The organism is Pseudomonas sp. ME-P-057 (assembly GCF_030208975.1).
GTDB lineage: Bacteria > Pseudomonadota > Gammaproteobacteria > Pseudomonadales > Pseudomonadaceae > Aquipseudomonas > Aquipseudomonas lutea.
The window spans coordinates 150,574-166,438 of the sequence record NZ_JARVSX010000014.1 but is presented as its reverse complement, the minus strand read 5'-3'; the positions used below and the strand labels follow the sequence as shown (position 1 = coordinate 166,438).

Here is a 15,865-nt window from a genome sequence, read left to right as displayed (position 1 = left end):
GCATCGCGGCAATCACGGCGATTACCCTGCTGTCAGTCCTGATCCTGGTGGTCCTGGCTCTGTCCTTGCTCCTGGGTACGCAAACTGGCAGCCGCTGGGCGCTTGAGCGGGTGCCGGGGCTGTCGGTCGAGGGGTTCGCCGGGCGCCTGGGTGGCGCCTGGCAGGCGGACCATCTGGTTTGGCAGCAAGGGCAAAGCACGGTCGAGATCGACGCACCGGTGTTCGACTGGTCGCCCTCATGCCTGATGCGCATGACCCTGTGCATCGACACGCTGCAGGCCGGCGACATCAGGCTGCAGTTCCCGCCGTCCAGTGGCGAAACCGCCAGTGGCCCCATTACCTTGCCCGACCTCAATCTGCCACTGGCCCTGCAACTCGGTCGCGTACAGATCGGCAGCCTGCACCTGGACGGCACCGAGCAGGTTCGAGACGTTCAACTGGCCGCACACTGGACCGCTGAGGGGCTGAAGATCGATGCACTGCACGCCAGCCGTGACGACATCACCCTCGACCTGTCCGGGTTGCTCAAACCCGCAGGCAACTGGCCGCTGACAGCGCAAGGGCACCTGAAACTGCCGGACGTCAGTGGCCAGCCGTTGTCACTTGCGCTGGATATTCAGGGTGACCTGCTCAAGACGTTGATGCTCAATGCGCAGAGCAAGGGCTACCTCGAAGCCAGCCTGGTCGGGCAGCTACAGCCGCTGGTCGAGAACCTGCCGGCGGACATCGCCATCACCAGCGAGGCGTTCAAGCCGGCGGCCGATCTGCCAGACACCCTGCAACTCAATCACCTTGTCCTGAATGCCAAAGGTGACCTGGCTAAAGGCTATGCGATAACCGGTAATGCCAGCCTTCCCGCCGAAAAGGGGCCGGTAGCACTGACATTGCAAGGCCGTGTTGACGCCAAGGGCGCAGACATTACAACCCTGGACCTGACGGCCAGTGACAATCAGCGCCTACAGGCCAGCGGCAAACTGGACTGGCAGCAGGGCCTGCGCGCCGACGCGAAGATCAACTGGCTGGATTTCCCATGGCATCGCTTGTACCCGGTTATCGATGAACCGCAGGTCAGCGTTCACACCTTCACCGGGGAAGTGTCCTACACCGACGGCAACTACCTTGGCCATTTCGCTGGGGATTTCAAAGGCCCGGCGGGCCCGTTCAGCCTGCAAAGCCCGTTCAGCGGCGATCTGCAGCAGATTTTTCTGCCCCAACTTGAACTGGCGGCGGGACAGGGCAAGGCCAGTGGTCATTTGAACCTGCAATTTGCCGACGGCATTGCCTGGGACACCGCGCTGGATCTGAGCGCGATCGATCCCGCCTACTGGGTGGCTGAACTGCCTGGATCACTGGCCGGGCCTTTGCGCAGCAAAGGCGCCTTGCGCAACCAGCAACTGAGCCTCAATGCGGATCTCGACTTGAAGGGGCGCCTTCGTGGCCAGCCTGCGGTCATCCAGGCCAAGGCCGACGGTGCTGATGACAAGTGGAACCTCACCGCTCTCGAGGTCCGGTTGGGGGACAACCGCATTCAGGGTGCCGGCAGCCTGCAGCAAAAAGTCGCCGGCCAACTGGACATCAGTCTGCCTCGGCTGGGCCAATTGTGGCCGGGTCTGCAAGGGCAGATGAAAGGACGGCTCGATGTCGCGGGCACGCTTCAAGCGCCCCAGGGCCAGTTGGCGTTACAGGGCTCCCAACTTGCGTATCAGACGAACCAGCTGCAAACCCTCGCGCTGTCCGCCCGACTGGATAACGCGCAACGCGCCACGGTTGACCTGAAAACCAGCGGGATTCAGGCGGGCGACACTGCACTCGGCGCCCTGATCGTCAACGGTCAGGGTGATATCAAGCGCCAGCAGCTAAAGCTTGATCTGCAAGGGCCGTTGCTCAAACTGGCTCTGGCGCTTGACGGCACATGGGACAAAGGCAACTGGCGCGGTCGGCTGGCCAGCGGCGATGTGCAGAGTGGAGGCCAGGACTGGAAGCTCCAGCAGCCGGCGAAACTGGAGCGCCTGGCTGACGGCAAGGTGAACTTTGGCGCGCACTGCTGGGTGTCTGGCCCTGCGAGTCTGTGTGGCGAGGACCAGCGGCTGATGCCCGAGCCACGTTTGCGCTATCACCTCAAGCGCTTCCCGCTGGAAAGCCTCGCGAAATGGTTGCCCAAGGACTTTGCCTGGAAAGGTGCTCTGAATGCCGATATTCAACTGGATGTCCCGGCGGCCGGTCCCAATGGGCAGGTGGTCATCGACGCCAGCGGCGGGACGTTGCGCGTCAAGGACAAGAACCAGTGGCTGGACTTCCCTTACGACACCCTGAAGCTGACCAGTGTCCTCACTCCCAGGAAGGTGGACACGAGCCTGATTTTCCGCGGCGGAAAACTCGGTGAGCTGCTGGCCAGCGTGAGCATCGACCCGATTGGCAAAAACAAGCCCGTCACCGGCGATTTCACCCTGAGCGGGCTGGATATTTCGCTGGCACGGCCGTTCGCACCGACGGTGGAGAAACTCAACGGCAAGCTCAACGGCCGCGGTCGGATCTCGGGCAGCCTTCTGGCGCCGCTGATCAATGGCAACGTTGCGCTCAATGACGGCGAGGTGTCAGGTCCCGAGTTGCCCGTCAGCCTGGACAAACTCAACGTGCAGGCGGTGATTGCGGGCGAGCGCGTCGACCTCACTGGCGCCTGGGTCAGCGGGGCGGCCGGGCGGGGGAGCATTGGCGGGCATGTCGCCTGGGCCGATGCGCTGGACGTCGACGTTGCCCTTAAAGGCTCGCGATTGCCGATCACGGTGGAGCCTTACGCCAAGCTCGAGGCCGCACCTGATTTGAAAATCACCCTGGCGGGTGACCGGCTTGCGGTCTCCGGCAAGGTGTTGATCCCCAAAGGCGAGATCACCGTGCGCCAGTTGCCTCCGTCCACGGTCAAGGTCTCGGATGACACCGTGATCGTTGGTCGGCAGACCAAACAGGGCAAAGCGCCACTGGCCATCGCAATGGACGTGAACGTCGAAGTCGGGCAAGAAACCCTCGCGTTCAGCGGGTTCGGACTGACGGCCAATCTGGCCGGGCACGTGCACATTGGCGACAACATGGACACCCGTGGCGAATTGAACCTCAACGACGGCCGTTACCGTGCCTATGGCCAGCGCCTGACGATCCGTAAAGCCCGCCTCCTGTTTGCCGGGCCGGTGGATCAGCCGTATCTGGACATCGAAGCCATTCGCCAGACCGACGATGTGATCGCCGGCATCCGCTTGAGTGGCAGCGCGGAGCAGCCGACCACCACGGTGTTCTCGGAGCCCGCGATGAGCCAGGAGCAGGCACTGTCTTACCTGGTGCTCGGCCGACCGTTGAGCACCAACGGCGAGGACAGCAACATGGTCGCCCAGGCGGCCTTGGCACTGGGGCTGGCAGGGGGCTCCTCCACTGCGGGCAAACTGGCGTCCGGGCTTGGCATTCAGGATTTCGATCTGGACACCTCAGGCAGCGGCGACAAGACGGCCGTGGTCGCCAGCGGCAAGATCACCGACAAGCTCAGCTTGCGTTATGGCGTAGGCGTGTTTGAGCCCGCCAACACCATTGCATTGCGCTATCTGCTGTCGAAAAAGGTCTATGTGGAAGCCGCCAGCGGTGTGGCGAGTTCCCTGGACATCTTTTACAAGCGCGATTTCTGATGGTGGTGACCTGTCGTACAAATTCATGGATGGCGATAGGTCACCACACGCTTTCGTGGTTAACTTCCGCTTTTGCACCCCACCTCACATAAGGACTCAGCTCATGGCACAAGTGACTCGTAGAGGCTCCCCGGTACAAATCAGTGGCGAACTGCCAAAAGTCGGCAGCAAGGCCCCGGCTTTCACGCTGGTGGCGGGCGACCTGTCCGACGCTACCCTTGAAACGTTTGCCGGCAAGCGCAAGGTGCTGAATATTTTCCCAAGCGTCGACACGCCGACTTGCGCCACCTCGGTGCGCAAATTCAATGCCCAGGCCAACGACCTGACCAATGCTGTCGTACTGTGCATCTCTGCAGACTTGCCGTTCGCCCAGGCTCGCTTCTGTGGTGCGGAAGGCCTTGAAAACGTGAAGAACCTGTCGACCATGCGTGGCGCGCAGTTCATGCAGGACTACGGCGTGGCGATTGCCGATGGCTCGATGGTCGGCCTGACCACCCGCGCTGTGGTTGTGCTGGATGAAAACGACACTGTGCTGCACAGCGAGCTGGTCGCGGAGATTGGCCAGGAGCCGGACTACGACGCAGCGCTGGCGGTATTGAAGTAACTTCGCCGTCCGCGCTGTGCCATCAACCAATGGCACAGCGCGGCGACGCACAGGCGGCCTGACTTCCTCAGGCCGTTTTTTATTTGTATGTCAGCACTTTATCCAAAGTAAGCACTAGGTAAATTGCCGGTAAAGGCCCTTTGCTTGGCCTCTATCTATGCTTATTGTTCAGCCTCCCGAAGACGCTCGCGCGCACACTGGTTGATTTATTCATGCAATTGTCTGGCCCCCGTAATTCCCGTCGCTGGCTGCTAAGCCTGCTGGTTCTGTTGATCGTTGCTGGTCTTTGCTGGCGCTTCTGGCCGGGTTCTTCGTCGCAATCGGACGCGAACGGGCAGAAAACCGAGCAGGCGCAGAAAGGCGCCAGCCGCAGCGGCGGTGCGGGGAAGCCGGCCGGACCGCGTCCGGGCTTCGGCGGCGCCACCGCTCCGGTGCCCGTGCGGGTTGCAGCCGCAACCACGGGCGACTTCCCGATTTACTACAAGGCCCTGGGCACGGTCACCGCGCTGAATACCATCAATGTGCGCAGCCGGGTGGGCGGCGAACTGATGAAGATCAACTTCCAGGAAGGCCAGCAGGTCAAGGCCGGCGATCTGCTGGCAGTGATCGATCCGCGTGCCTACCAGATCGCCCTGCAGCAGGCCGAAGGCACGCTGATGCAGAACCAGGCGTTGCTCAAAAATGCTCAGCTTGATGTACAGCGTTATCGGGGCCTGTACAAAGAAGACAGCATCGCCAAGCAAACCCTGGACACGGCCGAGTCGTTGGTTGGCCAGTACCAGGGCACCATCAAGACCAATCAGGCGGCAGTGGGCGATGCGAAACTCAATCTGGAGTTCTCGCAAATCCGCGCGCCCATCTCTGGTCGCATCGGTTTGCGCCAGCTCGACGTGGGTAATCTGGTCGCCGCCAATGACACCACCGCACTGGCGGTGATCACCCAGACCAAGCCCATCACCGTCAATTTCACCCTGCCGGAAAAAGACCTCGCTGAAGTGCTGACCCGCTACCGCAGCGGCGACAAACTGCCGGTGGAGGCGTGGGACCGTGGCGACCTGAAGCTGCAGGCCAGCGGCGTTCTGGCCAGCATCGACAACCAGATCGACATCACCACCGGAACGCTGAAATTCAAGGCGCGTTTCGATAACCAGAATGAAGCGCTGTTCCCCAATCAGTTCGTCAATGCGCGCCTGCTCGCCAACACCCTGAAAAGCGTTGTGCTGGTACCCACTGCCTCGGTGCAGTTCGGGGTCAACGGCACCTTTGTGTATGTGATGGATGGCGACAAGACCGTGCGCATCCGCCAGCTGAAAACCGGGCCGAGCGACGAAAACTCGACGGTGATTACCGAGGGCCTGGTCGCCGGTGACCGCGTTGTGCTCGAAGGCACCGACCGTCTCAAAGACGGCAGCGCAGTGGAGGTCGTCAACGACAGCAAGGACGTGCCGGCAACGCCTGGGCAACAGTTGCAAGGCAAGCCATCGAAGGAGTCCGGTGAGTCTGCGGACAGCGGAACAGCGAAGAAAGGCAACGTATGAACCTGTCACGGCTGTTCATCCTCAGGCCGGTCGCCACCACGCTGAGCATGCTCGCCATCGTGCTTGCCGGCCTGATCGCCTACAAGCTGCTGCCCGTGTCGGCGCTGCCGCAGGTCGATTACCCGACCATCCGGGTGATGACGCTGTACCCCGGCGCCAGCCCGCAGGTGATGACCAGTGCCGTGACGGCGCCGCTCGAACGCCAGTTCGGGCAGATGCCCGGCTTGACGCAGATGGCCTCGACCAGCTCCGGCGGCGCGTCGGTCATTACCTTGCGCTTCAGCCTCGACATCAATATGGACGTCGCCGAGCAGGAAGTGCAGGCGGCGATCAACGGCGCAACCAATCTGTTGCCCAGTGACCTGCCGGCGCCGCCGACCTACAACAAGGTCAACCCCGCTGACACCCCCGTGCTGACGCTGGCCATTACCTCGAAAACCATGTTGCTGCCCAAACTCAACGATCTGGTCGACACGCGCATGGCGCAGAAGATCGCGCAGATCAGCGGAGTCGGCATGGTCACCATTGCCGGCGGGCAGCGTCAGGCGGTGCGTATCAAGGTCAACGCCGACGCGCTGGCCGCCAATGGCCTGAATCTGGCCGACGTGCGCACGCTGGTCAGCGCCTCCAACGTCAACACGCCCAAGGGTAATTTCGACGGCCCGACGCGCGTTTCCATGCTCGATGCCAACGACCAGCTCAAGTCACCGGAGGAATACGCCAACCTGATCCTGGCGTATAACAACGGCGGGCCGCTGCGGCTCAAGGACGTCGCCGAGATCGTCGATGGCGCGGAGAACGAACGTCTCGCTGCCTGGGCCAACGAAAACCAGGCCGTGTTGCTCAACATTCAGCGCCAGCCGGGCGCCAACGTCATTGAAGTGGTTGACCGCATCAAGGCGCTGCTGCCGAGTATCACCGACAACCTGCCGGCCGGCCTGGACGTCAAGGTGCTCACCGATCGCACGCAAACCATCCGCGCTTCGGTCAGCGACGTGCAGCACGAGCTGTTGATTTCCATCGTGCTGGTGGTGCTCGTCACCTTTCTTTTCCTGCGCCGCCTCAGCGCAACGATCATTCCTTCAGTGGCCGTGCCGCTGTCGCTGATCGGCACCTTCGGGGTGATGTACCTCGCCGGCTTTTCGGTGAACAACCTGACATTGATGGCGATGACCATTGCCACCGGCTTCGTGGTGGACGACGCCATCGTCATGCTGGAAAACATTTCCCGGCACCTGGAGGAGGGTGAGACGCCCCTGCAGGCCGCGCTGAAGGGCGCGCGGCAGATCGGCTTCACGCTGATCTCGCTGACCATCTCGCTGATCGCCGTGCTTATCCCCCTGCTGTTCATGGCAGACGTGGTGGGGCGGCTGTTCCGGGAATTCGCGATCACCCTGGCCGTGGCCATTCTGATTTCACTGGTGGTGTCGCTCACACTTACTCCGATGATGTGCGCGCGCTTGCTCAAGCGCGAGCCGAAGGAAGACGAACAAGGCCGCTTCTACAGGACCAGCGGCGCCTGGATCGACTGGCTGGTGGCCGCCTACGGGCGCAAGTTGCAGTGGGTGCTCAAACACCAGCCGCTGACCCTGCTGGTGGCCATCGCGACTCTCGGGATCACCGTTCTGCTGTACCTTGCCGTGCCCAAGGGGTTCTTTCCGGTGCAGGACACCGGCGTCATTCAGGGTATTTCCGAAGCGCCGCAGTCGGTGTCGTTTGCCTCCATGAGTCAGCGCCAGCAGGCCCTGGCGAAAATCATTCTTCAGGACCCCGCAGTCGCCAGTCTGTCGTCCTACATCGGTGTCGATGGCGACAACGCGACCCTCAACAGCGGCCGCATGCTGATCAACCTCAAGCCCCACAGCGAGCGCGACGTGACCGCGTCCGAAGTGATCCAGCGCCTGCAGCCGGAGGTCGACCAGCTCTCGGACATCCGCCTGTTCATGCAACCGGTGCAGGACCTGACCATCGAAGACCGCGTCAGCCGCACGCAATACCAGTTCAGCATGTCTTCACCGGATGCCGAGCTGCTTAACCTGTGGAGCGGCAAGCTGGTTGAGGCGTTGGTTCAGCGTTCCGAGCTGACCGACGTCGCCAGCGACTTGCAGGACAAGGGGCTGCAGGTGTTCCTCAACATTGATCGTGACGCGGCCAGCCGGCTGGGCGTGACGGTGGCCAATATCACCGATGCGCTGTACGACGCGTTCGGCCAGCGGCAGATCTCCACCATTTACACCCAGGCCAGCCAGTACCGCGTGGTGTTGCAGGCCGATTCAGGCAGTGAACTCGGTCCCCAGGCGCTGGAGCAGATCCACGTCAAGACCACTGACGGCGGTCAGGTCAAGCTGTCGAGTCTGGCCCGGGTCGAACAGCGCCAGGCGCAGTTGGCGATTGCCCATATCGGGCAATTCCCTGCGGTGATGATGTCGTTCAACCTGGCACCGGGTGTTGCGCTGGGCAAGGCGGTGGAGGTCATCGAGCAGGTGCAGAAAGACATCGGCATGCCGATCGGTGTGCAGACGGAGTTTCAGGGCGCGGCCGAAGCGTTCCAGGCGTCGCTCTCCAGCACGCTGTTGCTGGTGCTCGCGGCTGTGATCACGATGTACATCGTGCTGGGCGTGCTGTACGAGAGCTACATCCATCCCATCACCATCCTCTCGACCCTGCCGTCGGCGGCGATCGGGGCCTTGCTGGCGTTGATCCTCAGCGGTAACGACCTGGGCATGATCGCCATCATCGGCATCATTCTGCTGATCGGCATCGTCAAAAAGAACGCGATCATGATGATCGACTTCGCCCTCGATGCTGAGCGCAATCGCGGGATCGACCCACAGACCGCCATCTATGAAGCGGCGCTGCTGCGCTTCCGGCCGATTCTCATGACCACCCTGGCCGCGTTGTTCGGCGCCATACCCCTGATGTTCGCATCCGGCTCCGGGGCCGAGCTGCGCCAGCCACTGGGCCTGGTGATGGTCGGCGGCCTGCTGGTCAGCCAGGTGTTGACGCTGTTCACCACGCCGGTGATCTATCTGTACTTTGATCGGCTGGGGCGCCGGTTTGCGCGGCAGCCCAAGACCGAGGCGGCGCTATGACCGGCCAACTGCAAGCCTCCAGCTTCAAGCTTCAAGCTAGAAGCAGCCATGCGCAGGCCGGGGCTTTTGCTTTCCCTTGCAGCTTGAAGCTCGTCGCCTGGAGCTCGCCCCCATGAACCTCTCCGGCCCCTTCATCAAGCGCCCCGTGGCAACCATGCTGTTGAGCCTGGCGATCATGCTGCTGGGCGGCATGAGCTTTGGCTTGCTGCCGGTGTCGCCGCTGCCGAACATGGATTTCCCCGTCATTGTGGTCAGCGCCTCGCTGCCGGGTGCAAGCCCGGAGATCATGGCGTCCAGCGTAGCGACGCCTCTGGAGCGTTCCCTGGGCGTAATCGCCGGGGTCAACACCATGAGCAGCCGTTCGAGCCAGGGCTCGACGCGGATCATTCTGCAGTTCGACATGGACCGCGACATCAATGGCGCCGCCCGGGAAGTACAGGCAGCCATCAACGCCTCGCGCAGCCTGTTGCCCAGCGGGATGCGTAGCATGCCGACCTACAAAAAGGTCAACCCGTCCCAGGCGCCAATCATGGTGTTGTCGCTGACCTCCGATGTGCTGGAAAAAGGCGAGCTCTACGACATGGCGTCGACGATCCTGTCCCAGAGCCTGTCCCAGGTGAATGGTGTAGGCGAGGTGCAAATCGGCGGCAGCTCGCTGCCCGCCGTTCGCGTGGAGCTGGAGCCGAAGCTGTTGTCTCAGTACGGCGTGTCCCTGGACGAGGTGCGCACGACCATCTCCAACTCCAACGTGCGGCGTCCCAAGGGCTCGGTGGAAAACAGCGAGCACAACTGGCAGGTGCAGGCCAACGATCAGCTGGAAAAGGCCAAGGACTACGAGTCGCTGATCATCCACTACGCCAACGGCGCGGCGTTGCGTCTCAAGGACGTGGCCAAGGTCAAGGACTCGGTGGAAGACCGCTACAACAGCGGGTTCTTCAACGACAAGGCCGCGGTGTTGCTGGTGGTCAACCGCCAGGCCGGCGCCAACATTATCGAGACCGTCGCGGCGATCAAGGCGCAATTGCCTGCCTTGCAAGCGGTGCTGCCCGCCAGCGTCACCCTGGACCTGGCCATGGATCGGTCGGGGGTGATCAAGGCCACGCTCCATGAAGCCGAGATGACCCTGCTGATCGCCGTGGTCCTGGTGATTCTGGTGGTGTTCCTGTTTCTCGGGAATTTCCGTGCCTCGCTGATCCCGACCCTGGCGGTGCCGGTGTCGCTGGTCGGCACGTTCGCCATCATGTACCTGTACGGCTTTTCCCTGAACAACCTGTCGTTGATGGCGTTGATTCTCGCCACCGGGCTGGTGGTCGACGACGCCATCGTGGTGCTGGAAAACATCTCCCGGCACATCGACGACGGCGTGCCGCCCATGGAGGCAGCCTATCTCGGGGCCAAGGAAGTCGGCTTCACGCTGCTGTCGATGAACGTGTCGCTGGTGGCCGTGTTCATCTCCATCCTGTTCATGGGCGGGCTGGTCGAGAGCCTGTTCCGCGAGTTCTCCATCACGTTGTCGGTGTCGATCATCGTCTCGCTGATCGTGTCACTGAGCCTGACCCCGATGCTCTGCGCGCGCTGGCTCAAGCCCCATGTGCCCGGCAGCGAGAACCGGTTGCAGCGCTGGAGCCAGCGGGTCAACGACCGTATGGTCGCAGGCTACGATCGCAGTCTGCGCTGGGTGCTGCGTCACCGTCGCCTGACCCTGTTGACGCTGTTGTTGACCATCGGTGGCAACATCGCCCTGTACATCGTGGTGCCCAAAACTTTCCTGCCGCAGCAGGACACCGGCCAACTCATGGGGTTTGTTCGCGGCGACGACGGCCTGTCGTTCTCGGTGATGCAGCCGAAGATGGACGTGTTCCGCTCGGCCATTCTCAAGGACCCTGCGGTGGAGAGCGTCGCGGGGTTCATCGGCGGCAACGGCGGCACGGGCAACGCGTTCATCATCGTGCGCCTCAAACCCATTCAGGAACGCAAGATCGGCGCTGCTCAGGTGGTCGAGCGGCTGCGCAAGGAGATGCCGCTGGTGCCGGGCGGCCGACTGTTCCTGCAACCGGACCAGGACCTGCAACTGGGCGGCGGTCGTGAGCAGACCACCTCGCAATACCAGTACATCCTGCAAAGCGGCGATCTGGACACCCTGCGCCTGTGGTACCCGAAGATTGTCGCCGCGCTCAAGTCGCTCAAGGAACTGACCGCCATCGATGCCAACGACGGCGGCGGCACCCAGCAGGTGACTCTGATCGTCGACCGCGATGCGGCCAAGCGCCTGGGCATCGACATGAACACCGTCACCACGGTGCTGAACAACGCGTACAGCCAGCGGCAGGTCTCGACCATCTATGACCCGTTGAACCAGTATCAGGTGGTCATGGAGGTCAACCCGAAATACGCCCTCGACCCGACCACCCTGGAGCAGGTGCAGGTGATCACGGCAGACGGCGCGCGGGTGCCGCTGTCCACCATCGCCCACTACGAACGCAGCCTGGAAGACGACCGCGTCACCCACGACGGTCAGTTTGCCTCGGACACCATTTCGTTCGATCTGGCCGATGGCGTGAACCTGGATCAAGCCACGGCGGCCATCGAGCGCGCCGTAGCGGCCATCGGGCTGCCGGAAGACGTGATCGCCAAGATGGCCGGCACCGCCGACGCTTTTGCTGCCACCCAGAAAAGCCAGCCGTGGATGATCCTTGGCGCGCTGGTGGCGGTGTACCTGGTACTGGGCATCCTGTATGAAAGCTACATTCATCCGCTGACCATCCTGTCAACGCTGCCCTCGGCGGGCGTGGGCGCGCTGCTGAGCATCTACCTCACCGGCGGTCAATTCAGTCTTATTTCCCTGCTGGGGCTGTTTTTGCTCATCGGTGTGGTGAAGAAAAACGCCATTCTGATGATCGATCTTGCATTGCAGCTTGAGCGCCAGGGCGGCATGACGCCGGTGGAATCCATTCGTAACGCATGCCTGCAGCGCTTGCGGCCGATTCTGATGACCACCCTGGCGGCGATTCTCGGTGCCGTGCCGTTGCTGCTCAGCAGCGCCGAAGGCGCCGAAATGCGCCGGCCGCTGGGCCTGACCATTATCGGCGGGCTGATCCTCAGCCAGATCCTGACGCTGTACACCACGCCGGTGGTTTACCTTTATCTTGACCGTCTGCGCCATCGCTTCAACGCATGGCGCGGTTTGCAGACGGATGCCGCTCTGGAAACTCCGCTATGAATAACCCGATGATTGCGCCCGTGCCCATTTCCAGACGCACACAGCCGTTTGCCCGAACGTTCAGCCTCGCGCTGTGCGCGCTGCTGCTCGGCGCCTGTGCGGTGGGGCCCGATTACAAGACCCCGGACATGCCCACCCCCGCGCACTTCAAGCAGGCCGAGGGCTGGACCCAGGCCAACCCGAGTGATGCGATCGAGCGCGGCGCGTGGTGGGAGGTCTATGGCGATGCGCAGCTCAATGGTCTGGTGGAGAAACTCAACACCTCCAACCAGACGGTGGCGCAGTACGAAGCCCAGTACCGTCAGGCCGCTGCGTTGGTGCGCAGCGCGCGCGGGGCGTTTTTCCCGACCCTGGACCTGACCACCAGCAAGAACCGTTCAAGCCAGGGCACCGGCAGCAGCAGTTCGAGCCTGAGCAGTTCCAGCAGCGGCATTCGCGACACTTACAACGCGCAGTTGGGCGTGAGCTGGGAAGCCGACATATGGGGCAAGTTGCGCCGAGGGCTCGAAGCCGACAAAGCCAGCGCCCAGGCCAGCCTCGCCGATCTGGCGTCGATGCGCCTGAGCCTGCAGTCCCAGCTGGTCCAGAACTACCTGCAGCTGCGAGTTATCGACGAGCAAAAACGCCTGCTCGAAGCGACGGTCGATGCTTACCAGCGATCGCTGACCATGACCCAGAATCAATACCGAGCCGGTATCTCGGGTCGCGACGCCATCGCCCAGGCGCAGACCCAACTCAAAAGCACCCAGGCCGACCTCATCGACCTGCAGTGGCAACGCGCGCAGTTCGAGAGTGCAATCGCCGTGCTGATGGGCCAGGCACCCGCTGATTTCAGCCTGGCAGCCACGACGTCGGTGCCGGCACTGCCGCAGATTCCGGCGCAGTTGCCCTCGCAATTGCTGGAGCGTCGTCCGGACATCGCTGCCGCCGAGCGCTCGGTCATGACAGCCAACGCCAACATCGGCGTAGCAAAGGCCGCGTATTACCCGGACCTGACGCTGAGCATGAGCGGCGGCTACAGCAGCAGCACGGTCAGCAACTGGATTTCCTTGCCCAACCGCTTCTGGTCGGTCGGCCCGCAGCTGGCGATGACCCTGTTCGATGGCGGCCAGCGTGCCGCGGAAGTTGACCGCACCGAGGCGGTTTACGATCAGACCGTCGCCCAGTATCGCCAGACGGTGCTCGACGGCTTCAAGGAAGTCGAAGACTACATGGCGCAACTGCGCGTTTATGAGCAGGAAGCCGGCGTGCGCGAAGAAGCGCTGCAGTCCGCGCGGGACTCACTGCGTCTGACCAGCAACCAGTACAAGGCCGGTCTGATCGGCTATCTGGACGTGGTCAACGTGCAGGCCACCGCCTTGAGCAACGAACGCAGCGTGCTCAATGTGCTGGAAAGTCGACTGGTGGCCAGTGCCCAATTGATCGCCGCGCTGGGTGGCGGCTGGAACGCAGCGACCGGGCTGACGCCAGCGCCGGAGGTCACGGGGCGCTAGATGGCGACAAATAGCGAAGTGCCATCTTTGCGACGGAGTGACGGGACATTTGCGCCCAGTCCGGTACAATCCCCGGCACTTTGATCAGGGCTGAAAGGCCACACTCCGTCGAGCCAAGAGCCAGCCCATGTTGATTGGTCATTACACAGTGTCGCTGGTGCTGATATCAGTTCTGGTGGCGATCCTTGCGTCGTACACGACGCTCGACCTTGCCGGGCGCATCGCCTCGGCGAGCGGGCGGACGCGGGTGATGTGGGTGTGTGGTGGCGGCGTTTCGATGGGCGTGGGCATCTGGTCGATGCACTTTATCGGCATGCTCGCGTTCAGCCTGCCAATACCGCTGGCCTATGACGTCGCGCTGACGTCGCTGACGCTGGTCATGGGCATCTTTTCCTCGGGCATCGCGCTGTGGCTGGTCAGTCACGACCGTGTGCCAATCCTGAATCTTCTCTTCGGCGCGCTGATCATGGGCCTGGGCACCTGCGCCATGCATTACACCGGCATGGCGGCGATGCGCATGCAGCCGGGGATCGACTACGATTCGACGCGGGTCGGCGTCTCGCTCGTGATTGCCGTTGCCGCCTCTGCTGTGGCGCTGATCATCGCGGTGCGTCTGCGCAAGCAGTCCCCTTATGTGCGCCTGGCCCGTGGCGGGGCGGCGGTTGTCATGGGTTTCGCTATCCTCGGCATGCATTACACCGCCATGAGCGCCGCCAATTTTCCGGACGGCAGCTTCTGCGGGGCGCTGGGCACCGGCTTGCAGCCCAACGGCCTGGACAAACTGGTGTTGGTCACCAGCCTCTGTGTGCTGGGCATCACGTTGCTGACATCGGTGCTCGATGCACGCATGGCCGCGCGTACCGCTCAGCTGTCACAGTCGCTCAAGCAGGCCAACCGCGAACTGACGCAACTGGCGCTGCATGACAACCTGACCGGGTTGCCCAACCGGAACCTGCTGGCCGAGCGGATCGACGAAGCAATGCGCAAGGTCGATGCCCGTGGCGGCATGTTTGCGCTGATGTTTCTCGACCTCGACGGCTTCAAACCGGTGAATGACGCTTTCGGCCACCATGTTGGGGATCAACTGCTGCGCGCGGTTGCGCTGCGCATGCGCGAGAATTTCCATCGACATGACACCCTGGCGCGCATCGGTGGCGACGAGTTCGTGCTGCTGGTCGAACTCGACAGCGCCGAAGAAGCCGTGGGCGTGGCCAACCGTCAGGTGACGTTGGTAAGCCAGCCCTTCAACGTCCAGGAGCACGAGCTGCAAGTGACGGTCAGCGTCGGGATCAGTCTGTATCCAGGCAACGGCGTGACCCAGCAGGAATTGCTGATGAACGCCGACGCGGCGATGTACCACGCCAAGAACGCCGGCAAGAATGGCTACAGCTTTTTCGATGCGTCCATGAACACCAACGCGCGTAACCAGCTCCAGTTGCAACAGGACTTGCGCGTCGCGTTGAGGGACAAGCAGTTTTGCCTGCATTATCAACCCACGTATTCAGCGGGCACTCGCCGGGCCATCGGCGCCGAAGCGCTTCTGCGCTGGGATCATCCGGTGCAGGGCCTGTTGATGCCGGAGACCTTCATTGGCCTGGCCGAGCAGAGCGGGTTGATCATCGCCATTGGCGACTGGGCACTGAATGAAGCGTGCCGGCAGATGAAAGTGTGGTACGAAAACGGCTACACCGACTGGCGCGTCGCGGTGAATCTTTCGGCGCTGCAGTTTGGTCATGCCGGGCTTGCCGACACTGTGGCCGCCGCGCTCGCGACCCATCAGCTGCCAGCCAACTGCCTGACCCTGGAGATCACCGAGACCACCGCCATGAGCGACGCCGACGCCAGCATGACCGTGCTTCAGCGCTTGGCGGACATGGGCGTTGATCTGTCCATCGATGATTTCGGCACGGGCTACTCCAGCCTCATGTACCTCAAGCGGCTGCCCGCCAACGAGCTCAAGATCGACCGCGGTTTTGTGCGCGACCTTGAGCACGATATCGACGACGCGGCGATCGTCTCGGCCATCGTCGCGCTCGGACAGGCGCTCAACATGCGCATTGTCGCCGAGGGCGTAGAGACGACGAGCCAGCAGAACTTCCTCACGCGGCTGGGCTGTGATTCCCTGCAGGGCCACTTATTGGGCCACCCGCTGCCTGCCGATCGCTTCATGGCGGACATCGAAGCGGTGCGCGACCGACACAGCGAACGGACGGACTGACCTTCGGTACACACCTGTGCCGGCACCGTTGC

7 protein-coding genes are annotated in these 15,865 nt (G+C 62.6%); all 7 read left to right on the top strand.

Features of this window, described 5'->3' with window-relative positions:
- Positions 1-11: 11 nt before the first annotated feature.
- Positions 12-3,668, top strand: a complete 3,657-nt coding sequence (locus tag QRN48_RS07650) for a translocation/assembly module TamB domain-containing protein (protein WP_502944583.1) — start codon at positions 12-14, stop codon at positions 3,666-3,668.
- A 103-nt stretch (positions 3,669-3,771) separates the two neighbouring features.
- Positions 3,772-4,272, top strand: coding sequence for a thiol peroxidase (gene tpx / locus QRN48_RS07645; protein WP_191943270.1), 501 nt, complete (start codon positions 3,772-3,774; stop codon positions 4,270-4,272).
- A 212-nt stretch (positions 4,273-4,484) separates the two neighbouring features.
- Entirely contained in the window at positions 4,485-5,810 is a 1,326-nt protein-coding gene (locus tag QRN48_RS07640) for an MdtA/MuxA family multidrug efflux RND transporter periplasmic adaptor subunit (protein WP_191943269.1), read from the top strand.
- Entirely contained in the window at positions 5,807-8,902 is a 3,096-nt protein-coding gene (locus tag QRN48_RS07635; protein ID WP_285349815.1) for an MdtB/MuxB family multidrug efflux RND transporter permease subunit, read from the top strand. The genes QRN48_RS07640 and QRN48_RS07635 overlap by 4 nt, the downstream gene beginning before the upstream one ends.
- 112 nt (positions 8,903-9,014) lie before the next feature.
- Positions 9,015-12,122 (top strand): efflux RND transporter permease subunit, encoded by a 3,108-nt coding sequence (locus QRN48_RS07630; RefSeq protein WP_285349813.1) that lies wholly within the window; start codon positions 9,015-9,017, stop codon positions 12,120-12,122.
- A gap of 8 nt (positions 12,123-12,130) precedes the next feature.
- Positions 12,131-13,615, top strand: a complete 1,485-nt coding sequence (locus tag QRN48_RS07625; RefSeq protein ID WP_285349844.1) for an efflux transporter outer membrane subunit — start codon at positions 12,131-12,133, stop codon at positions 13,613-13,615.
- A gap of 127 nt (positions 13,616-13,742) precedes the next feature.
- Positions 13,743-15,833 (top strand): putative bifunctional diguanylate cyclase/phosphodiesterase, encoded by a 2,091-nt coding sequence (locus tag QRN48_RS07620; protein ID WP_285349811.1) that lies wholly within the window; start codon positions 13,743-13,745, stop codon positions 15,831-15,833.
- Positions 15,834-15,865 lie beyond the last annotated feature (32 nt).